General features: G+C 73.8%; 16 protein-coding genes. 5 read left to right on the forward strand and 11 right to left on the reverse strand.

Annotation, left to right across the window (positions count from 1 at the left end; translation table 11 throughout):
• Both ACME2J_RS16780 and ACME2J_RS16785 read right to left on the reverse strand, forming a co-directional pair.
• Positions 1-1001: RNA polymerase sigma factor (locus ACME2J_RS16780; protein WP_495546085.1), on the reverse strand; the 1001-nt coding region annotated here is incomplete at its 3' end.
• Between the two features lie 164 nt (positions 1002-1165).
• On the reverse strand, positions 1166-2311 hold the full coding sequence (locus ACME2J_RS16785) for an HD-GYP domain-containing protein (RefSeq protein WP_495546086.1): 1146 nt from the start codon (positions 2309-2311) through the stop codon (positions 1166-1168).
• A gap of 47 nt (positions 2312-2358) precedes the next feature.
• Between ACME2J_RS16785 and ACME2J_RS16790 the strand changes: the two genes are divergently transcribed.
• The gene (locus ACME2J_RS16790) at positions 2359-3081 is read left to right on the forward strand and encodes a DUF3105 domain-containing protein (RefSeq protein ID WP_495546087.1); all 723 of its coding nucleotides are present in this window, start codon (positions 2359-2361) and stop codon (positions 3079-3081) included.
• 12 nt (positions 3082-3093) lie between these two features.
• Here ACME2J_RS16790 and ACME2J_RS16795 read toward each other — a convergent pair whose 3' ends face one another.
• Positions 3094-3672, reverse strand: coding sequence for a TetR/AcrR family transcriptional regulator (locus ACME2J_RS16795; protein WP_495546088.1), 579 nt, complete (start codon positions 3670-3672; stop codon positions 3094-3096).
• 22 nt (positions 3673-3694) lie between these two features.
• On the opposite strand from ACME2J_RS16795, the gene ACME2J_RS16800 reads away from it, so the two are divergent.
• A complete protein-coding gene (locus ACME2J_RS16800; protein WP_495546089.1) occupies positions 3695-4591 on the forward strand; it encodes a crotonase/enoyl-CoA hydratase family protein in 897 nt (298 codons plus the stop codon).
• Positions 4592-4601: 10 nt separating this feature from the next.
• Here ACME2J_RS16800 and ACME2J_RS16805 read toward each other — a convergent pair whose 3' ends face one another.
• Positions 4602-5606, reverse strand: coding sequence for an ATP-grasp domain-containing protein (locus ACME2J_RS16805; protein WP_495546090.1), 1005 nt, complete (start codon positions 5604-5606; stop codon positions 4602-4604).
• A 48-nt stretch (positions 5607-5654) separates the two neighbouring features.
• On the opposite strand from ACME2J_RS16805, the gene ACME2J_RS16810 reads away from it, so the two are divergent.
• Both ACME2J_RS16810 and ACME2J_RS16815 read left to right on the forward strand, forming a co-directional pair.
• The gene (locus ACME2J_RS16810; protein WP_495546091.1) at positions 5655-6542 is read left to right on the forward strand and encodes an ion transporter; all 888 of its coding nucleotides are present in this window, start codon (positions 5655-5657) and stop codon (positions 6540-6542) included.
• A 10-nt stretch (positions 6543-6552) separates the two neighbouring features.
• Complete coding sequence (locus ACME2J_RS16815; RefSeq protein ID WP_495546092.1) at positions 6553-6939, forward strand: cupin domain-containing protein; 387 nt, start codon at positions 6553-6555, stop codon at positions 6937-6939.
• Here ACME2J_RS16815 and ACME2J_RS16820 read toward each other — a convergent pair.
• The 5 genes from ACME2J_RS16820 to ACME2J_RS16840 all read right to left on the reverse strand — a co-directional run bounded on the left by ACME2J_RS16820 (position 6936) and on the right by ACME2J_RS16840 (position 12323).
• On the reverse strand, positions 6936-7124 hold the full coding sequence (locus tag ACME2J_RS16820) for a hypothetical protein (RefSeq protein ID WP_495546093.1): 189 nt from the start codon (positions 7122-7124) through the stop codon (positions 6936-6938). The two genes, ACME2J_RS16815 and ACME2J_RS16820, sit on opposite strands and share 4 nt — an antisense overlap.
• A 178-nt stretch (positions 7125-7302) precedes the next feature.
• On the reverse strand, positions 7303-9195 hold the full coding sequence (locus ACME2J_RS16825) for a glycoside hydrolase family 2 TIM barrel-domain containing protein (RefSeq protein WP_495546094.1): 1893 nt from the start codon (positions 9193-9195) through the stop codon (positions 7303-7305).
• A gap of 36 nt (positions 9196-9231) precedes the next feature.
• Positions 9232-9840 (reverse strand): sugar transferase, encoded by a 609-nt coding sequence (locus tag ACME2J_RS16830; RefSeq protein ID WP_495546095.1) that lies wholly within the window; start codon positions 9838-9840, stop codon positions 9232-9234.
• Entirely contained in the window at positions 9840-11000 is a 1161-nt protein-coding gene (locus ACME2J_RS16835) for a glycosyltransferase family 2 protein (RefSeq protein ID WP_495546096.1), read from the reverse strand. The genes ACME2J_RS16830 and ACME2J_RS16835 overlap by 1 nt, the downstream gene beginning before the upstream one ends.
• Positions 11001-11168: 168 nt before the next feature.
• Positions 11169-12323: a glycosyltransferase family 4 protein gene (locus tag ACME2J_RS16840; RefSeq protein WP_495546097.1), complete on the reverse strand. Its 1155-nt coding sequence runs from the start codon at positions 12321-12323 to the stop codon at positions 11169-11171.
• Positions 12324-12346: 23 nt separating this feature from the next.
• Here ACME2J_RS16840 and ACME2J_RS16845 point away from each other — a divergent pair, with 23 nt between their 5' ends.
• The gene (locus ACME2J_RS16845; protein WP_495546098.1) at positions 12347-13318 is read left to right on the forward strand and encodes a glycosyltransferase family 2 protein; all 972 of its coding nucleotides are present in this window, start codon (positions 12347-12349) and stop codon (positions 13316-13318) included.
• On the opposite strand, the gene ACME2J_RS16850 is transcribed toward ACME2J_RS16845, so the two are convergent.
• Together ACME2J_RS16850 and ACME2J_RS16855 are read right to left on the reverse strand one after the other, a co-directional pair.
• The gene (locus ACME2J_RS16850) at positions 13319-15274 is read right to left on the reverse strand and encodes a proprotein convertase P-domain-containing protein (protein ID WP_495546099.1); all 1956 of its coding nucleotides are present in this window, start codon (positions 15272-15274) and stop codon (positions 13319-13321) included.
• A gap of 308 nt (positions 15275-15582) precedes the next feature.
• The gene (locus ACME2J_RS16855) at positions 15583-19377 is read right to left on the reverse strand and encodes a M36 family metallopeptidase (protein ID WP_495546100.1); all 3795 of its coding nucleotides are present in this window, start codon (positions 19375-19377) and stop codon (positions 15583-15585) included.
• Between the last annotated feature and the right edge of the window lie 130 nt (positions 19378-19507).

Raw genomic sequence — 19507 nt, forward strand, 5'->3', positions numbered from 1 at the left:
GGCGCGTCCTCGACGACCGCGGCAGGCGTGCGCTCGCCGCCGCCACCGGAGTCGACGGCGACGTAGCCGGCTCCACCGAGCCCGCCCGCCGCGACGATCGTCGCAAGTGCCTTCACCGTCGCGCCCTGCGCGCCGATCATCGCGAAGAGCCCGCCGCCGGTCCCGAGGGCGCCGAGGCCGGCGGCGGCCGCCGCCGCTCCGTCGCCGCCGCTGCCGAGGCTCGAGGCGATCGCTCCGCCGCCGGCGGCGCCACCTCCGCCGCCGCCGAAGATGCCGCCGAGGACCGATGCCTTGAGGCCCGCCCCTGGCACGACCGGGAGGAGCGCGCCGAGCGCCGCGCGCTGCCGGCGCACCTCCGCCGCGAACTCGTCGCAGCCGGGGCAGACCGCGAGGTGATGGCGCAGCGGAGACCGACGCAGCGACGGGCCCTTGAGCGTGGCGAGCTGCTCGCGGATCTCCTCGCAGTCCGCTTCGCGCGCCGCGCGGCGCCCCTGGAGGTGCTCGCGGGCCTGGAAGACGAGGGCCTTGACCTTCTCCTTGCGCACGTCGAGGATCACCGCGATCTCGTCGTGGGAGTGGGCGCCGATCTCCATGAGGACGAGCGCGGCGCGCTGATCGTCCGGGAGCGAGTGGAGGTCGGTGAGCAGGGTGCGGAGGTCCTCGCGGCGCTCGACCTCGCTCGAGAGACCCGCGGTCGCGGGGACGTGGTCGTCGACATCGGCGTGATCCCGCCGCGCGCGGAGGATGGTGAGGCAGCGGTTGCGCGCGATCGCGAACAGCCATGCCTTGAGCTGGATCGGCCGGTCGTCGGCGAGGAGGGCGCGGTAGGCGGAGATGCAGGTGTGCTGGACGGCGTCCTCGGCGTCGTCGCGCTGGCCGAGCATGTGACGGCAGAAGGAGAGGAGCGGCGCCTGATACCGGTCGTAGACGGCCTCGAAGGCGCGCTCGTCCCCGGCGCGCACCCGGGCGACGAGGCGTTCGTCGGAGAGCAGGCGGAGCATGCGCCCGCTCCGGGGACGCGATGAGACGTCGGTGACCACGCTCGACATCGAGTGCTCAGACCAAGGGTGCGCCAGAAACCGGCCACACGTCGATAACGCGTGGCGCCTGTCGCAGGTTGGCAGGTTCGCCGGCGCGACGCCAGGGAGCGGCGCCCGGCTGCGCTTCAGTCACGCAGCGAGAGGTCGTCGATGACACCCGACTCCACGAGCTCGCAGAAGACCTCGGAGATGCCCTCGTCGAACTGCGTGCCGGCGCATGCGCGCACCTCGGCGAGGGCGTCGGGGACCGGGAGTCCGCGCCGGTAGGGGCGATCGGAGGTCATGGCCTCGAACGCGTCGGCGACGAAGATGATCCGGGACTCGAGCGGGATCTCGTCGCGGGCGAGGCCGTCGGGGTAGCCGCGCCCGTCGATGCGCTCGTGGTGGTGGCGGATCCAGTGAGCCTCGTCCACGAGGCCGCCGTGGTGGACCATGCGGGCGCCGACGACCGGGTGGATCTGCATCTGCGCGAACTCGGCGTCGGTGAGCCGGCCCGGCTTCGCGAGGATCGCCTGGTCGACGGCGATCTTCCCGATGTCGTGGAGGAACGCGGCGCGCCGGATGCTCACCGTCCTCGCCTCGGGCAGCCCGAGCCGCTGACACGTCGCGACGGCGTAGGCGGCGACGTTGACGGAGTGGTCGCGCGTCTGCAGCTCGCGCGCGTCGATCGACGCGACGACCGCGTTGAGGTGCGCGAGGACGTCGGCGCCGTCCTGGTGGCCGATCTCCACGCCGACCTCGCTCGCGACGGCGCAGACGTTGCGACCCTGGCCCTTCGCCCAGGCGAGCGCGCGGCGGGCGGCCCCCTCGACCTCTCGGGCGGTCTCGCCGTCATCGGGGAGCGCGGCGACGCCGGCGCTCACCGAGACGGCGAAGCCCTCCAGCGGCGCGCGGGTCACCGCGGCGCGGAGCCGCTCGGCGACGAGGAGGCCGTCGAGCCGCCGAGCGCCCGGGAGCACGAGCCCGTACGTGCCGCCCCCGAGCCCGAGGACGGCGTCGTCGGGCCGGAGATGGTCGCGGAGCCGCTCTGCGAGCGCATCGAGCAGGGCGTCGGCCGACGCCCTGCCGAGAGCGTCGTTGATCTCCGCGAGCCGGTCGACGTCGATGAGGACGGCGGCGGACTGCACGCCCGTGCGTGCGCGCACCTCGATCGCCGCGGCGAACGCCGGCGCGCCGGCGTCGGCCGGCGGGTCGCCCGAGGCCCCGTCGTCGCGGGTCTCGATCATGCCCATGCTCACGGTCTTCGGCGGGCCGGCGTGGAGCTTGAGCACGCCGCGAGTGCCGCCCGCGAGGGCGGCCTGCGGTTAGTCTTCGCCCCATGTCGAGCCGCAAGGAGGAGAAGGAGCGCCTGCGCCAGGAGCGCGAGGCGCAGCAGCAGGCCGAGCAGGCCGAGGCCGCGCGCAAGCGGCGCCTGCAGCTCGTCGGCGGCGTGGTCGTCGCCGTCCTCGCGGTCGGCGGCATCGCCGCGGCCATCGTCGCCGGCGGCAGCGACGGCGGCGGCGCCGAGGGCGACGCGACCGCGGACGTCGAGTCGTCCGTCGATCTCCCGCCGCGCCAGATCGAGGACCTCTCGGCCGCCGCGCGGGCGGCCGGCTGCGACCTCCGCGAAGGGCTCGCGAACGAGGGCAACGAGCACCTCTCGAGCAACACCGGCACCTTCGACGACTACAAGACGAACCCGCCCACGTCCGGGACGCACACCCCGGTGTGGGCCGAGGACGGCGTCTACGACGCCGGCAACGAGCCTCCGAAGGAGCTCACGGTCCACGCGCTCGAGCACGGCCGCATCAACTTCCAGTACAAGCCCGGCACGCCCGCGGAGGACGTCGAGACGCTGAAGGCGCTCTGGAACGAGGACTTCAGCGGCGGCAACGGCTACCACCAGCTGCTCTACCAGAACCAGACGGGCATGGAGCCTCAGTTCGCCGCGACCGCGTGGACGAACATGATCAGCTGCGAGGAGCTCTCGCCCGAGGCGATCGACGCCTTCCGCGCGTTCCGCGCGAAGTACGTGGACAAGGGCCCCGAGTTCGTCCCGTAGGAGGGCCGGCGCTCACCGCACGCCGAGGACGGCGGCGGTCGCGGCCCACAGCGACGCCGTGAGCTCCTCCCGCGAGGGAGGGGCGGCGCTCGCGAGCGCCCGGACCGTCGCCTCGTGGAGCCCGCCCATGACGAACGCCGCGGCGACGTCGGCGTCGAGCGCCGCGGGCAGCTCACCGGCCTGCTGACCGCGGCGGATGTTCGCGGCCGCCGCCGCGGTCCGCCGCGCGAGGCGCTCGGCCTGGATCGCGTGCACGTCGGCGTCGCCGTCGAGGCGGCCGAGGACGACCTTCGAGAGCGGCTCGTCGAGGACGAACGCGACGACGCGGGCGAGTCGCTCGCGTTCCCGACGTCCCCAGGTCGCGCCGGGCACGGCCGGGTCGTCGACGACGGCGTCGTAGGCGTCCCAGTAGCTCGCGACCACGGCTGCGAGGAGCCCGGAGCGGTTGCCGAAGTGCCGCCACACGAGCCCCTTGGAGACGCCCGCGCGCGCGGCGACCGGCTCGATCTCGAGCGCGCCGCCGGTGCGCACGAGGTGCTCGCGGGCCGCGGCGAGGAGCCGCTCGCGCCCGGTGCCGTAGTCAGCCGCCACACCCTCATGGTATGGATGTGGAATGACTCCACATCAGACGATCCTCTACGAGGTCGACGGCGCGATCGCGACGATCACCCTCAACCGCCCAGGTCGGCTCAACACGATCGTCCCGCCGATGCCCGACGAGGTGGAGGCGGCGGTCACCGAGGCCGTTCACGACCACGCGGTGAAGGTCATCGTCCTGCGCGGTGCGGGGAGCTCGTTCTGCGCCGGCTACGACTTCGGCGAGGGCTTCTCGCACTGGGACGAGTGGATCACCACCGAGGGCGAGTGGGATCCCGGCAAGGACTTCTGGTTCGCGACCGCGCCGCAGGTCGCGCCGACGCAGAAGCTCCTCGCCCTCTGGCGCTCGCCGAAGCCGGTCATCGCCCAGGTCCACGGGTGGTGCCTCGGCGGCGGCAGCGACACGGCGCTCTGCGCCGACCTGGTGGTCGCGAGTGAGGACGCCCAGATCGGGACCCCGTACTCGCGCATGTGGGGCGCGTACCTCAGCGCGATGTGGATCTACCGGCTCGGCCTCTCCCGCGCGAAGCACCACGCCCTCACGGGGCGGCCGCTCTCCGGCCGGGAGGCGGCCGACGTCGAGCTCATCAACGAGGCCGTGCCGTTCGCCGAGCTCGAGGACCGCGTCCGCGAGCGCGCGGAGGAGCTCGCGTCGATCCCCATGGCCCAGCTCGCGGCGCAGAAGATGATCGTCAACCACGCCTACGAGCAGATGGGCCTCGGCGCGACCCAGACCCTCGGGCCGATCCTCGACGGCCTCATGCGCAACATCCCCGAGGCGCGGGAGTTCATCCGGACCGCCGAGCGGGACGGCGTCGGCGCCGTCGTGCGCGAGCGCGACGAGCGCTGGGGCGACTACTCCCAGGCCCCGCCGGAGGGGCGGCCGGACCCGCGCAACGTCATCGAGCCGTAGCGGCGGGCGCTCACCGCGGCGTCGGAGGGCCCGGCGGGTCGACGATGTCGCGGCCCGTCGGCTGGAGGTCCGTGTCGAGCTCGAGCTGCCAGTAGTACCGCGTGAAGTGGCGCCCGGGCTCGAACTCGCCGACGTGCGGCTCGACGGGCTCGCCGCTCGCCATCCGCATGATGAGCTCGGGGTACGTGCGTCCCGGCAGCGCCGCGTACATCGGCGCGGGGAACGCCCCGCCGAAGCGCGTGTTGACATCGGTGATCCCGAGCCCGACCTCCTGGTCGCGGAACGCCTGGACGGTGCACGGGCCGCGGACCTCGAGCGCCTCGACGACGCGCCGGCCGAGCTCGACGAGCTCCTCGTCCGCGATCGCGGCGCCCTTGATCGACTCGCCCCCGCGCGACTCGAGCATCGTCCGCGGGATGACGTTGAGGCAGCAGCCCTCGGTGTCGCTGAGGCAGTCCATCGAGAACTCGGGGCCGCGCATGAGCTTCTGGATCATCACGGGCTCGTCGACGTAGTCGATGAAGAACTCCGCGTCCCGGCGGTCGCGCGCGGGGTGGATCGAGCGCGCCCCGGAGCCGCGCACCGGCTTCACCATCACGGGGTAGAGCCCGTCCATCTCGTCGAGGTCCCGGGGGAGCACGGTCGGCGGCGAGGGCAGCCCGTTCTCGCGGAGGATGAGATGGGTGCGGTGCTTGTCGAAGGTGGCCGTCGCCGTGCGCAGCGGCGGCACGAGCGCCTCGGGGAGCGCGCCCTCCTCGCGCGCCTGCGCGAGCGTCTCGATGTCGAGGTCCGTGAGCGGGACGATCGCGCCGACGTCGTGCTCGTCGCAGAGGGCCCGGAGCGTCGGGACGTACTCCGGGTCGCGGATGAGCGGCACGCCGGTGCGGACGGTCGCCGCGTACTGGGCGGGGGCGAGCGGGTTCGGGTCGGCCGCGACCACCTTCGTGTGCTGCGCGAACGCGCTCACGATGTCGTAGCGCTTGCCGACGCCGGTGAGGAGGACGGCCCGGGGCATGAGGCGGCACGCTACGCGTTCGGCGAAGCGGGCGGCGCCTCGGCGGCCGTGACACGATTCGCGGCCGTCATGGTCGCCCTCTGCCGCCGGCTCGCCGCCTCCGACCGCTTCGAGGCGGCGATGCTCTCGGTCATCCTCCTCAACGCGGTCGTCCTCGGCCTCGAGACCTTCGAGGGCGTCGACGAGGACGTGGGCGATCTCCTCTCGGTGCTCGACAAGGTCTTCCTCGGGATCTTCACCGTCGAGCTGCTCATCCGCTTCGTCGCGGCCGACCGCTCACCGCGGCGCTACTTCTCGAGCGGCTGGAACACCTTCGACTTCATCGTCGTCGGCGCGAGCTACATCCCCGGCCTCAACGCGTCGCTGCTGCGCATCGCGCGGCTCCTCCGCGTCGTGCGCATCGTCCGCTTCCTCCCCGACCTGCGGGTCCTCGTCGGCGCCGTCGGCCGCAGCGTCCCGGGCGTGGCGTCGCTCGCCGCCGGGACCGCGCTCCTCGTCTACGTCTACGGGATGGTCGGCTGGCTCATCTTCGACGACCACGACCCGGAGAACTACGGGAACGTCGCGCAGGCGATGCTCACGATGTTCGTCCTCCTCACGCTCGAGAACCTCCCGGACTACATCGCGAGCGGCCAGGAGCTCTCGGACTGGACGGTGCTCTTCTTCGTCAGCTACGTCCTCATCGCGTCGTTCCTCGTGTTCAACCTCTTCATCGGGATCGTCCTCAACTCGATGGAGGAGGCGCGCGCCGAGGACCTGCGCCGGCAGCGCGAGCGCGAGCGCGCGGCGGCCGCGGAGACCGAGGGAGTCGAGGACGACCTCACCGTCGCGGTCGAGGACCGCATCGACGAGCTGCGCACGGCGCTCGACGCGCTCCAGCAGGAGCTGCGCGACCAGCAGGTCGCGCGGGCCGACGAGAGGCGCGCTCCCGGATAGGCTCGCCGTCATGAGCAGCTACACGCTGAAGAACCTCCGCGACGTCGAGGAGATCGGCGCCGCGCGAGGCATGGCCGAGGTCGCGGAGGTGCGGTTCCCGCGCGAGGCGCTCGGCGCCGAGACGACGGGGCTCGCCTTCCACGTCATCAAGCCGGGGAAGCGACTTCCGTTCGGCCACCGCCACGAGAAGGCGGAGGAGGTCTACGTCGTCATCAGCGGCTCCGGCCGCATGAAGATCGAGGACGACATCGTCGGCCTCGCGTCGCTCGATGCGGTGCGCGTCGCGCCGGAGGCGATGCGCAGCATCGAGGGCGGGCCCGAGGGTCTCGAGATCCTCGTCTTCGGCCCGCGCCACGAGGGCGACGGCGAGCTCGACCAGGAGTTCTGGGTGGACTAGAGGAGCGTCGGCGCCCGGCTCTCCTCGGGCCGGGCGTCGACGACGTGGAGCGCGGGGCGCGAAGGGCGCTCGATCTCCCGCACGTCGTCTGCCTCCACGATCTCCTGCGTGAGGAGATCGAAGAGTCGGTCGCACGCCCGCGTCTCGTCGACCGTGAGTCCGTGGACGGGATCCCGCTGCTCCATGCCCCGATGATCGCCACTTCCGGGGACCTCTGAACTCGGACGTCCGTCCAGGGACGTCCGGGCGAGGTGCGCCCGACGGCGCGGTTGCCCCGGCCACGAGGCGGGGCTATCTCACGTCGACCCGGTGCCCGGCACCTGCCGCTCCCTCGGCATCGACCCGTCGCGCGCGGGACGCCGCTCAGCCGCCGATCCGCGCCGGCGGCGCGTCGTCGACCTTCGCGAACGCCTCGCGGACGACCTTCACCGCCGGCTTCGGCGTCTCGTCGTAGCGGAAGAGCCCCTTCTCGCTGAGCGGCGCCGAGAGCTCGAGGTCCGGGAGGCGCTTGCCGAGGTTGCCACCCGAGAAGTCGTGGGAGACGGCGTAGTCGCGGAGGATCCAGATGAGCATCCCGGCGACGTCCTCGCGACCGCGGTAGTAGGCGATGCGGCGGCGCAGGAGGTCGGACTGGTAGCGGAAGCCGCCGGGCTCGTCGGTCGGGTTCGAGGCGTTCGCGTTCGCGCCGAACTCCGTGACGACCAGGGGCTTGTCGGGGAAGGCGCCGCGGAGGCGGTCGAGCTTCTCCGCCACCTCCGCCTGCTGCTCGGCGGCGGGCGCGCCGGCGAGCTCGGCGATCCCCACGTACTCGGTGAGGCCGACGGCGTCGAGGCGACGGTAGAGCCGCGACGGCTCGCGCGGGACGGCGCTCCCCCATACGTCCGCGGCGACGAGGACGCCCGGCGTCCGCTCCTTCAGGTCCTTCGCGAGCCCGTCGATGTAGGCGGCCTGGCCGCCCGGGTGTCCGCGGCCGGCGATCTCGTTCGAGAGGGACCACGCGAGGATCGACGGGTGCGCACCGGCGCGGTCGGCGGTGCGCAGCGCGCGATCGGTCGCCTCCTCGCGGCGCTCCGGGGTCTGCGCCCAGAACTTCCCGGCCTTGTCGAACGGGCCGATGAGCTGCCACACGAGGATGCCGGCGGCGTCGAGCTCGGAGAGGAAGGCGTCCGAGAGCGGGTGCTGAGAGCGCACGGCGTTCGCGCCGATCGCCTTCAGCTCGAGGAGGATCTCGCGGCGGTCGTTCGCCGTGAGCGCGTCGCCGTGGCCGCGGGCGTCCGGCGGCAGGCCGGCGCCGACGAGCCGCAGCGGCTCGCCGTTGAGGAGGAGGCGCGGGCCGTCGGTGCGGATCTCGCGCAGGCCGATGCGGCGGACGAGCCGTCCGCCGCCGCTCGCCCTCAGCCGGACGGTGTGGAGCGCGGGCGAGTCGGGTGACCACAGCACCGGGTCGGGGACGACGACCTCCGCCTCCACCCGCGCGGTCCCGCCGCGCGAGAGGCGCGTGCGGGGGACCTCGAGCGCGATGCGGCGGCCGGCGTGCTCGAGGACCCCCGTGACGCGGCGCGACATCGCGCGGGTGCCGGCGACCTTCGCGCGGGTGTCCCGCAGCTTCAGGTCGAGCGCGACGCGCGCGCGGCCCCGCTCGTCGAGCCGGGTCTGCACGCCGACGAGCTGGACCTCGACGTCGGTGACGCGCCGCGCGGTGACCTCCCAGGACGGGCCGCCCCAGTTCCACCACGCGCGGTCGTGACCGTCCTCCTCCTGGCGCTCGATGTCGCGCCAGTCGGCGCGCAGCACGACCTCGTGGCGGCCGGGGCGACGCAGCGTCGCGCGACAGTCGAAGGGCTCGTAGGCGCCGGTGTGCTCGCAGGCCCGCTCGCCGTCGATCCACACGATCGCGTCGTGCCCGACGGACCCGAACCGGACGGCGTAGCGCCCCGGTCGCGGGACGGTGAGGGTCGCGCGCCACCACTCGACCGAGCCCTCGAACGAGCGCTTGCCCGCCTCGCCGCCGATCGCGCGCGCCTCCGGGACCCCCGGGACGGCGACCGGCTCCGTCGGCGGCGGGTTCGAGACCCAGCCGCCGTCGAGGCCCTCGTCGTCGGGATCGGCGACGTGGCGCCAGTCGCCGATCGAGACGGGGGGAGGGGCGGCCGCGCGGCCCCCGTCGTCCCCGTCCCCGCCGGTGAGGACGGCGACGACGGCGGCGGCGAGGGCGACGGCCACGAGGGCGGCGAGCGCGGCGGGAAGGCGACGCATCTCTCGCATCATCGCGCGACGGGCCGTCGCGACGAGTCAGGCCGGCGGTCCGTCCCAGCCGCCGCCCTCGCCCTTGTAGGTGTCCGCGCCCGGGCGAAGGAGGATCCAGAGCGTGCGCCAGAGGATCGTGACGTCGAGGCGCAGCGAGGCGTTCTCGATGTAGAAGAGATCGAGCTCGATGCGCTGCGACCACGGCAGCGAGGCGCGGCCGTTCACCTGCGCCCAGCCGGTGATGCCGGGCCGCAGCGCGAGTCGTCCCCGCTGGCGCTCGGTGTACTGGGCGACCTGGGAGGGGAGCGTCGGGCGGGGGCCGATGATCGCCATGTCGCCGCGGATGACGTTGACGAGGTTCGGCAGCTCGTCGATCGACGTCGCGCGCAGCAGCTCGCCGACCCTCGTGATCCGCGCATCGCCCGCGTTCACCGCGAGCCCCGCGCCGATGTGCTCCGCGCCCTGCACCATCGTCCGCAGCTTGAGGACGTCGAACTCGCGGCCGTGCTGGCCGACGCGGCGCTGGCGGTAGATCGCGCCTCCCGGCGTCTCGAGCCGGACCGCGAGCATCGCGACGGCGAGGACCGGCGCGGCGACGAGGAGCGCGGTCCCGGCGACGACGACGTCGAAGAGGCGGCGGAACGGCTCACGCATCAGCGGGTCCCCTCCGGAGGCGACCAGCCGGCCTCGGTGCCGTGGCGGAGGTGGTCGGCGAGGCCGAGGGCGATCGAGGCGGTGGTGAGGACGTAGTAGCGCGCGAGGAGGAGCGGGCGGGAGCGGACGCGGGCCCCGGCCGCGGCGGCGCCGAGGAGGGCGAGCTGGGCGGCGAGCGCGGCGCGTGCGGCGCGGGCAGCCGGCGCGCGCGGCTGCAGCGTCCACGCGGCGTTCGCCGCGAGGGCGGCGAGATGGAGGAAGGGCGACGCATAGCGCAGGACGCGATGCCCGACGATCGCGTAGGCGTAGGCGGGCGGATAGCGGTCGAGGCGCAGGAGGCCGCCGCGGAGGACGATCGCCCACGCGTGGCTCATCATGCGGCGCTTGCGGGCCGACTCGCCCTCGACCGAGGGGACCATCCGCTCGGTCGCTCGCGCGTCCTGCGCGTCGACGGCCCGCCAGCCGTTCTGGACGAACGTGAACGGGAACGTGAGGTCGTGGCCCATCACGGGGTCGACGACGACGTACGCCTCGCGCCGCGTCGCGTAGATCGCGCCGTTGCCGGCGGTGACGGAGTGCAGCCGCGACTCCATGCCGCGCAGCCACATCTCGTAGCGCCAGTAGGCGCCCTCCTGGTTCGTGCCGCCGTCCGCCGAGAGGAACGTGACGCGGCCGCACGCGTAGCCGACCGAGGGGTCGGCGAAGGCGGCGACGAGCCGGCGCAGCGCGTCGGGCTCCCACATCGCGTTGGCGTCGGAGAAGGCGACGACGTCCGCGCGCGAGCGCGCCACCGCGGCGTCCTGCGCGCGGATCTTCCCGCCGCGCGGGTTCTCGAGGACGACGTCCGCGCCGGCTTCGCGCGCGAGGCGCGGCGTCTCGTCCGGCGAGCCGTCGCAGGAGACGACGACCTCGAGCCGGTCGCGCGGGTAGTCGAGGGCGAGGGCGTTGCGGACCTTGTCGGCGATGACCTCCGCCTCGCGGTGCGCGGCGATGACGAGCGACACGGAGGGCAGGTCCTCGTCCGCGGGGGCCGGCGTCGCGTCGTCGCCGCCCCGTCCCCGGAGGCGCTCCCGGAGCGCGAGTGTGAGCGGATAGCCCACCTGGGCGAAGACGACGAGCCCGCCGGTGAGCAGCGTCGTCGTGGCGGCGAGCCTGCGCACGGCGGGCATTCTCGCGCGCCGCGCCGCCGCGTGCGCCCCGGCGGCGGGTGCGAATCGAACGAGGCACCGGGGTACGAATTCAACGCGCGTTCGATTCGCCCCCTATATGGGAGCGAATTCAACGCGCGTTGGATTCGTACCCCCCGGCTGCGCCGCCCGCGCGGCGGGTCAGCGCAGCGAGCGGTAAAGGTCCTCGTGGGAGGCGGCGACGTGCTCCCACGAGTACTCGGCGTGCGCGACCTCCGCGGCGCGCTCGGCGAGCCGCTCGCGCGCGGGGCGGTCGCCGAGGAGGCGGCCCATCTGCTGGGCGAGCGCGCCGACGTCGCCCGGCGGCACGAGCGCCGCGGCCCCGTGCGCGGCGACCTCGGGGAAGCCTCCGACCGCGCTGAGGACGAGCGGACGGCCGAGACCGAGCGCGCTGTAGAGGACGCCCGACTGCTCGATGTCGCGGTACGGCAGCACGACGAGGTCCGCGCGCGCGAGGAGCGCGGCGGCCTCGGCGTCGGTGACGAAGCGCTCGACGCGACGCACGCCGCCGGCGCGCTCCGCGGCGGCGTGGAGGGCGCCGGTCGGCATGCGCGGCATCCCGGCGATCCACAGCTCCGCCCCGTCCGGCGTGCCCGCCCGGCGCAGCTGCGCCCATGCGTCGAGGAGCACGTCGACGCCCTTGTAGGGGCGCAGCAGCCCGAAGAAGAGGACGACGGGCGCCTCGGGGTCGCTCGTCCCCGGCGCCTCGGCGAGCTCGTGCGGAAGCCGCGCGGACGGGCCGTCGCGGTCGAGGAGGGGGGCGAGGTGCGTGAACGCGCCGTGCGGGATCACCCGCACCTTGGCGGTGTCGAGCCCGACCTCCTCCACGAGCCGGTCGCGACCGTGGGCGCTGTGGGCGACGACCGCGTCGACCCGGTGGTAGAGACGGCGCTGCGCGCCCTGCTGACCGAACCGCGGCTCGCGTGGGAGGACGTCGTGGGCGGTGAGCACGACGGGGAGGTCCCGTGGGAGCAGGAACGGGTCGAGGTACTGCACGGCGGCCCACTGGAGGTGGAGGACGTCGGCGCCCTCGCGCCGGGCACGCCGTGCGAGTCCCGCCATCCCCGGGACGTGCTGCGCGAGCTTCGCCGCGACGCGTCGTCGCGACCCCGAGGCGCCCGGCTGCCAGCGGTAGAAGCGCTCGCGCACCTCGTACCCCTCTCCTCGCGGGACGTCGCCGAAGCCGAACGGGCTCGTCTCGAGGACGACGTCGAGTCCGCGCGCGGCGAGCGCCTCGCAGAGCGCGTGGTCGTAGGGCGGCGTGAAGGCGGAGGGGTCGGCGACGTGGACGCGCACGAGCGCGATTATCGTGCTCGGCGATGCCGCCGTCCGAGCCGCCCGTCGACGTCACCTTCTGCGTCGTCTGCACGAACGGCCGCGAGGTCCTCGCCGACTGCCTCGACGCGATCGGCCGCGAGCTCGACCGCGAGCGCGCGCAGGACGGAGTGCGCGCCGAGGTGCTCGTGCTCGACAACGCGAGCGACGACGGCTCCGCGGACGTCGCGCGGGCCCACCCGGTCCCCGACGAGGTGGTCGCGCTCGACCGCCGGCGCGGGAAGGCGGAGAACGACAGCGCGCTCCTCGCGCGGGCCCGCGGTCGCCATGCGCTCCTCCTCAACGAGGACTCCGAGCTGCGGCCGGGTGCGGTGCGGGCGCTCGTCGACGCCCTCGACTCCGATCCGCGCGCGGCGGTCGCGGGAGCGACGCTCGTGCGGCCCGACGGAGCGCCGCAGCCGTCGGCGTGGCGCTTCCCGGGCCTCGCGACGGCGCTCGCCTCGGCGCTGCTCCTCCACCGCCGGCTCGTCGTCCAGAGTCGCGGCGACGGCGTGCGTCGCGTCGACTGGGCGCAGTCCGCGTGCCTGCTCGTCCGCACCGACGCGGCCCGTGCCGTCGGCTTCCTCGACGAGCGCTTCTTCGTCTACAGCGACGAGGTGGACTTCTGCAAGCGCCTCGCCGACGCCGGCTGGCACGCGATCCACGTCCCCGGCGCGGTGTGCGTGCACCACGAGCAGCTCTCGACGGGCGCGGTCCCCGAGCGCCGCATCGTCGAGATGGCGCGCAACCGGGATCTCTACCTGCGGCTGCACCACGGCCGCGTCACCGCGCTCGCCGTCCGCGTCCTCACGGCCTGGCCGTACGCGCTCCGGGCGCTCGCGGCGCTCGTCCTCCCCGGTCACGACGCGCGGCGCTACCTCGCCCATGTCCGCGCGACGCTGCGACCGGGTCGCGGCGAGGGCCTGCGCGAGGCGGCCGAGGCGCACAACCGCGCGCTCGACCGCCTCACGGGCTGATCAGGGCACCGCCTTCGAGGTCTGCTCGCCGCGCATGTCCTCCTCGAGGTAGCCGGTGAACTGGATCGACAGGAAGCCGCCGGCGGCCGCCGCACCGGTCAGCTTCTCCTCGAGCTCCCACTCACCGTCGCGGATCTTCGCCCGCAGCCGCAGCGACCGCACCGTCCCGTCCGCCTCGACGTAGTCGTAACGGACCCGCACGACGCCGCGCGCCTTCTCGCTGATCGTGCCCGCGACCGTCAGAACGCCGTTCTTCAAGGACGCCGCCTTCCGCACGAGGCGCGCCTTCACGTCCGCCGCCCGCACCCGCACGTCGTCCGGCCGCACCAGGTCGTTGCCCGCGTAGGAGATCTCGAGGATCCCGCTCCGCGCCTTGCGCATCTCCGACGGCAGGCGGCGATCGATCTTCACGACCCCGTCCTTCGGGATGTCCTCCGTGAACCGCCACGTCTCGCCGCCGCTCACGAACTCCACCTTCAGCTCACCCGTCGCCCGCTTCGTGATCTCCGCGAGCACGTCGAGACGTCCGTCACGCGCCCCGGCACGCCGCACCCGCAGCTTCGCGGGGGCCTTCACGACCGGCGCGACGGCGGTGCCGCCGACCGGCGCGGGCGGCACGAACGGGACCACCGGCGCGGGCGGGGGCGGGGGCGGGGGCGTCGTGGTCGCCGGCGGGGCCGGCGTCGTGGTGCCCCCGCCGTCGTCCGGCGGCGGCGACGACGGCGCAGCGGGCGTCGTGAACGTCGTCGTCTCGCCCGGGACCGCGAGGAGACCGTCGCGCACGGTCTCCACGCGGTAGTGGTAGGTCGTCTCGGGCTGCAGGCCGGACAGGGCCGCCGACGCCGGCCCGGGCGCGTCGGTCGTCACCGGTCCAGGAGCCGTCGTCGTGCCGAGCCCGGGCGTCGTCCCGTAGGCGAAGCGCACCTCGGTCGCCTTCGACCCCGGCCCGCGGCCGGCCTCGCCCGTGAGCGTCGCCGCGGTGCTCGTCACTCCGGTCGCCGCGCTCGTCGTCGCGACGGGGCGGGAGATCGTGCAGTCGGGATCTTCCGTGTCGAGGCCCCAGCGGTGGAGCGTGCCGGTGTCGCCGAGGGCGACATCGGCGACCGTGAGACGCCAGGTGCCGGCGAGGCCGAGCCCGTCGAAGGCGGAGAGCGGCTCGCTCGGGCGCCAGCGCCCGGTCATGCCGTCCGATCGCACGTCGCCGAACGCATCGGCGGCCTCGTCGTCGAAGATCGTGCCGAGGAGGTCGTCCTCGCTGCCCGCGTCCTCGCTCGTGAGGACGACGACCGTGCCGGTGTCGACGTGCTCGAGCGAGATGACGAGATCGGCGATCCAGGTGTGTCGCAGCTCGTCGATGCGGACGTTGAGGTCGGTGATCGTCCCGCCGGAGGGGACGACGAGCTCGCTGGCGACGCCGGTCGCGTCGTTGTCGGGGATCGAGAGGGGAGCGGTCGTGTGGCTCTGCGTCGGCCCGGGCGTCACGGCGCCCTTCCCCGTGACGTCGAGCGGGATGGTCTGCGCGCCCTCGGACGTCGTGACGTGGATGCTGAGGCCGAGCGGCGTCTCGCCGCACGCCGGGTCCGCCGGCGCGACGGCCCGGAAGAGATCCGTGTTGACGCTGAAGGCGCCGGGGCCCGGGCCGATGTCGGGCCATGAGGAGGCCGACTGGGTGATCGCCACGTCACCGACGGACGAGTTGAGCGCGCCGACGATCCCGGTGAGCGTCGACGGGCCGACGTTCTCGATCTCCTGGCGGAGCCCGAACGGCTCGCCGGGCTCGACGGTCCCGTCGCCGTCGCCGCCGACGTCGAAGGAGTCGAGGACGGTGAGCCTGCTCGGCTCGATGTTCCCTGGCGGGAACGCCGCGTGCGCGGGCGACGCGGCGAGCGCGAGCGCGCCGGCAGCCATGCCGGCGAGGACGGCCGCAGGCAGCGGCCGCCGCGTTGTGCTGGACACGGAGGGACCTCCGAAGGGGGCTCTCGGATGCTGGACCGACGGGCACCCCTTGCCCGTCCGCCCTCTTCCCGCCGCACGCTAACCGACGGCCCGCCCGCCCACAATCCGATTTCCCGGAAATCTGCACCGGCTTCCGGTGCGACGGTGAGGCCCCTCCGGGCCGGTGAGCCCGGCCGGCGGGCAGCCCGCGGGCCGAGAACTCACACCGTGCCGAAGAGGGGCCCGATCTGAGTTCTCGCTCACCCGCGGCGCGACGCGTCACCGGCGGTCCGGGGCGGCGCCGAGAGCGCGCGCCCCGGACCGTCCGCTCAGGGCACGGCCTTCGAGGTCTGCTCGCCGCGCATCTTCGCCGGCAGGTACCCCGTGAACTGGATCGAGAGGAACCCGCCGGCGGCCGACGCCCCGGTGAGCTTCTCGCTCATCGACCACTTGCCCTTCGAGATCTTCGCGCGGAGATCCATGGACTTCACCGAGCCGTCCGCCTCGACGTAGTCGTAGCGGATCCGTACGACACCACGAGCCCGCGAGCTGATCGTCCCGCCGACCTTCAGCAAGCCGTTCTTCAGCGACGTCTCCGTCCGCTTCAGGAGCGCCTTGCCGTCGGCGGCTCGCACCCGGACGTGGTCCGAGCGCACCCGCTCGTTGCCCGCGTAGTCGATCTCGAGGATCCCCGACCGCGCGCGCCGCATCTTCGACGGCAGCTTGCGGTCGATCTTCACCACGCCGTCCTTCGGGATGTCCTGGGTGAACTTGTACGTCCGGCCGCCGCTGAGGAACTCGACCTTCAGCTCACCCGACGCGCGCTTGGTGATCTCCGCGAGGACATCGAGACGGCCGTCCCGCGCCCCCGCCCGACGGACCCGCAGCTTCGCGGGATCCTTGACGGTGATCGGCAGCAGCGACGCCCCGCCCGTCGGCGGCGCGACCGGCGGCACCGGCGGCGCCGGGGGCGCGGGCGTCGTGAACGGGATCGTGTCGCCGACGACTGCGACCGACCCACTGCGCAGCGTCTCCACGCGGTAGTAGTAGGTCGTCAGAGGCGCGAGGCCCGTGATCGTCTCCGCCGCAGGGCCGGCCCCGTCGGTCGGCACCGCCGCCGGAGCGGTCGTCGCGCCGAGCGACGGGCTCGACCCGTACGCGAACCGGTACTCGGTCGGGACCGAGCCCGGGCCGCGGCCGACCTGCCCGGCGAGCGTCGCCGCCGTCGGGCTCAGCGCGGCCGGGGCCGATGTCGACGCAACGGGGCGCGAGACCGTGCAGTCCGGCGGGCTCGTGTTGAGGTTCCAGTCGTGCAGGGCGCCGGTATCGCCGACGAAGTTGTCCGACACCGTGAGGCGCCACGTGCCCACGAGGCTCTCGCCGTCGAAGGCCGAGAGCGACTGGTTCGGCGTCCACCGGCCCGTGAACCCGGCCGTCGCGACGTTCTCGACCGGGCTGTCGCCCTCGTCGTCGAGCACCGTGCTCAGCAGGTCGTTGACGCTCGTCCCGAAGGTCGACGCCGGGACCCCGGGCCTGTCGATGATCGTCACGGACGTGCCCGTGTCGACGTGCGTGAGGACAAGCTTGAGATCGCCGATCCACGTGTGCGTGAGCTTCTCGATCCGCACGTTGAGATCGGTGATGGTCCCGCCCGCCGCGACGACGAGGTCGCTCGACACCCCGGCCGGGTTGTTGTCCGGGATCGCGAGAGCCGGCGCATGGTTGCGGGCGGGCCCGCTCACGTCGGGATCCGGCGTGCCGCGCGAGCTCACGGCGAGCGGCAGGGACAGGTTGCCGGTGGACGACGTGACGTCGAGCGTGAGCCCGAGGTCGGTCGTCGTGCAGGCGCCGCCTGGTGCGGTGGCGCGGAAGAGCGTCGAGTTGTCGGCGATCGCCCCGGAGCCGATCGTGGGCCACCCGGAGGTCGCCTGCTGGATCGACACGCCGGGGTTGGCCGACGAGAGGGTCCCGTTGACGTCCGACACCGGGGTGAGCCCCAGGTTCTGCACCTGCTGCGTCAGCCCGAAGGTCTCCCCGGGCTCGAGGATGCCGTCGCCGTCGCCGCCGGCGGCGAGGGAGTCGGTCACGGTGGTGTTGCGCCCGGCGAGGCCGGTCGGCCCGTCGAACGCCTCGACCACGCCGGCGTTGTCACCGTTGGCCGGCGACGTCGCGCTGAAGCCCATGCCGCGGGTGCGGAAGACCTCCCACGTCGTCCCGTAGAGATCGAGGTCGGTCGCGGCGATCTGGGCGAGGATCGCGTCGCGCATCTCGAGGAACGTCGGGTCCACCGGTGCGAGGCGCATGCCGCCCGTGACGATGCGCAGGACCTGCGCCTGCTCGGCGGCGCTCTGCGCGGGGTTGCCGTCGCGCGCCGCGATCGCCCGGCGGAGGTCCCACAGCGTCTGGCCCCAGACCTCGCCGACGCCGTGCGGGACGGCGCGGCCGGGCAGGTCGCCGTACGTGAAGCCGCCGGTCCCGCTGCCGTTCACCGACGGGCAGGCGGGCGCCGCCGTGTCGCTGACGCGACAGTCCGTCCCCTGCGTGCGGATGCCGCCCGGGCCGATCGGGTAGTCGCCGGTGACGACGTCACCGACGGTCGCCGTGTCGACGAGGAAGCCCTGGGCGGAGAGGAAGTCGAGGCCGTACCAGTCCGACCAGCCCTCGCCCATGCCGCGCGCCTGGTCCGCCGTGAGCGCGCTCGCGTTCGCGGGCCCGCCGACGAGCCTGTTGGAGAGGCCGTGGGCGAACTCGTGGTAGATGATCCCCGCGTCGTCGTTGCCCGTGACGTCACGCGTCGTCCAGAGGTACATCTGCATCCGGCCGGAGGTGCCGTCGGCCGGCGTGTTGAAGTTCGCGTTGTTGGTGCCGCCGCCGTCGTTGCCCTCGGCGAGGACGCGGTCGACGTTCTCGAAGTTGCCCGACGCGGCGTCGAACCCGATCGCCGAGTCGCGCATGTAGTCGTGGAACTTGTTGACGTGGTAGAAGAGGTTCGTCACCGACTGCGACCGGTTCGTCGCCTCGGTCGCGGCGTTGGCGCTGTCCCACGTGCACCCGGCAGGCGGGCACGGCGACGCGCCGGGGAAGAGCGTCTGCGTGAAGATCCAGTTCCCGCCGCCCGACTGCGCGATGTTCTCGCCGGCCCCCGCGGTGTTGCTGTTGTCACGATCAGCGTAGGCGTGCGTGTTCTGACCGGCGAGACGCGTGCTCGAGGCGGTGTCGCTCAGCCAGTTCTGGCCGGGCGGGTCGATCTCGACGTTGGCCGCGTTGCCGCCGTTGGCGGGCGTCGCGCCGGGATAGCGCTGGAAGACGGCGCCGCCGGAGGCGAACTCGGTGCGGCCGTCGCGGAAGAGGACGTCGCCGTTCTGCGCGTCGATGACGGTCGTGTAGGTGAACGGGTCGGCGCCGTCGACCTCGACCTGCCACGCGAGGCGCGCGCCGTCGCCGGTCGGGAACGCGACGAGCGAGGCGCGCTCACCGGTCGCGAACTCCGTGCGCCGCTCCGGGCCGGACGCCTGCTGCGACGCCGCGCCGAGACCCGATCCACGCGCGTCGGCGCGCGCCTTCGCGAGCGCGGCGTCGGCGCCGATGCCGGGGGTCGTGGAGGCGACCTCGAGATCGGGCTGCGCGCCACCGGTGATCGCCAGCAGACGGCCCTTCGAGTCGACATGGCCGCGGATGCCGCTGCCGAAGCTCGGGATGCCGCCCGTGACCTGGGCGAACCCGACGTGCGCGATCCCGTCGGGGGTCGTCGCGTCCTCGTTCTGCACGAGCGCCGCGACGTCGTCGCCGTCGAGGCCGAAGAGCGCGCCGTTTCCGCGCACGTAGTCGAGCACGATCTGCTCCGGCGAGCCGTCGCTCGGGCCGGTGAGCGTGCCGTTGACCTTCGCGAGGAACCTCACCCCACCGGTCGTCCGGTCGGTCTCGACCGCCGAGACCTCCCCGAGCCGATCGGCCGCGCGATCGCGTGCCGCCTGCTCACGTTTCGACACCGGCGCCGGCTTCCCGGCCCGGCTGTCGAAGGAGGGCCGCTCGTCAGCGCTCCCGTGCGACCGCACCGCCGTCGCGGTCGACGGCACGGCGACGGCACCGGCGGCGATCGCCGCCACGACACCCGCGCCACGCATGGCACGAGAAGCAATACTGGACACGAGGTTCCCCCCTCGAATATGCACTTGTCCCCACCGGACCACCGACTGGTCCGTTGAGCCGCGGGATCGTACACCCGCCGACCCCGAAAAGAAAGGCTCAAGTCGG

The organism is Paraconexibacter sp., assembly GCF_059438195.1.

Bases quoted from the DNA above. Each gene is read 5' to 3' on its own strand.
- ACME2J_RS16790 (WP_495546087.1), top strand. From the start codon at position 2,359: ATGTCGAGCCGCAAGGAGGAGAAGGAGCGCCTGCGCCAGGAGCGCGAG.
- ACME2J_RS16800 (WP_495546089.1), top strand. From the start codon at position 3,695: ATGACTCCACATCAGACGATCCTCTACGAGGTCGACGGCGCGATCGCG.
- ACME2J_RS16805 (WP_495546090.1), bottom strand. From the start codon at position 5,606: ATGCCCCGGGCCGTCCTCCTCACCGGCGTCGGCAAGCGCTACGACATC.
- ACME2J_RS16815 (WP_495546092.1), top strand. From the start codon at position 6,553: ATGAGCAGCTACACGCTGAAGAACCTCCGCGACGTCGAGGAGATCGGC.
- ACME2J_RS16820 (WP_495546093.1), bottom strand. From the start codon at position 7,124: ATGGAGCAGCGGGATCCCGTCCACGGACTCACGGTCGACGAGACGCGG.
- ACME2J_RS16825 (WP_495546094.1), bottom strand. From the start codon at position 9,195: ATGCGTCGCCTTCCCGCCGCGCTCGCCGCCCTCGTGGCCGTCGCCCTC.
- ACME2J_RS16830 (WP_495546095.1), bottom strand. From the start codon at position 9,840: ATGCGTGAGCCGTTCCGCCGCCTCTTCGACGTCGTCGTCGCCGGGACC.
- ACME2J_RS16845 (WP_495546098.1), top strand. From the start codon at position 12,347: ATGCCGCCGTCCGAGCCGCCCGTCGACGTCACCTTCTGCGTCGTCTGC.
- ACME2J_RS16855 (WP_495546100.1), bottom strand. From the start codon at position 19,377: ATGCGTGGCGCGGGTGTCGTGGCGGCGATCGCCGCCGGTGCCGTCGCC.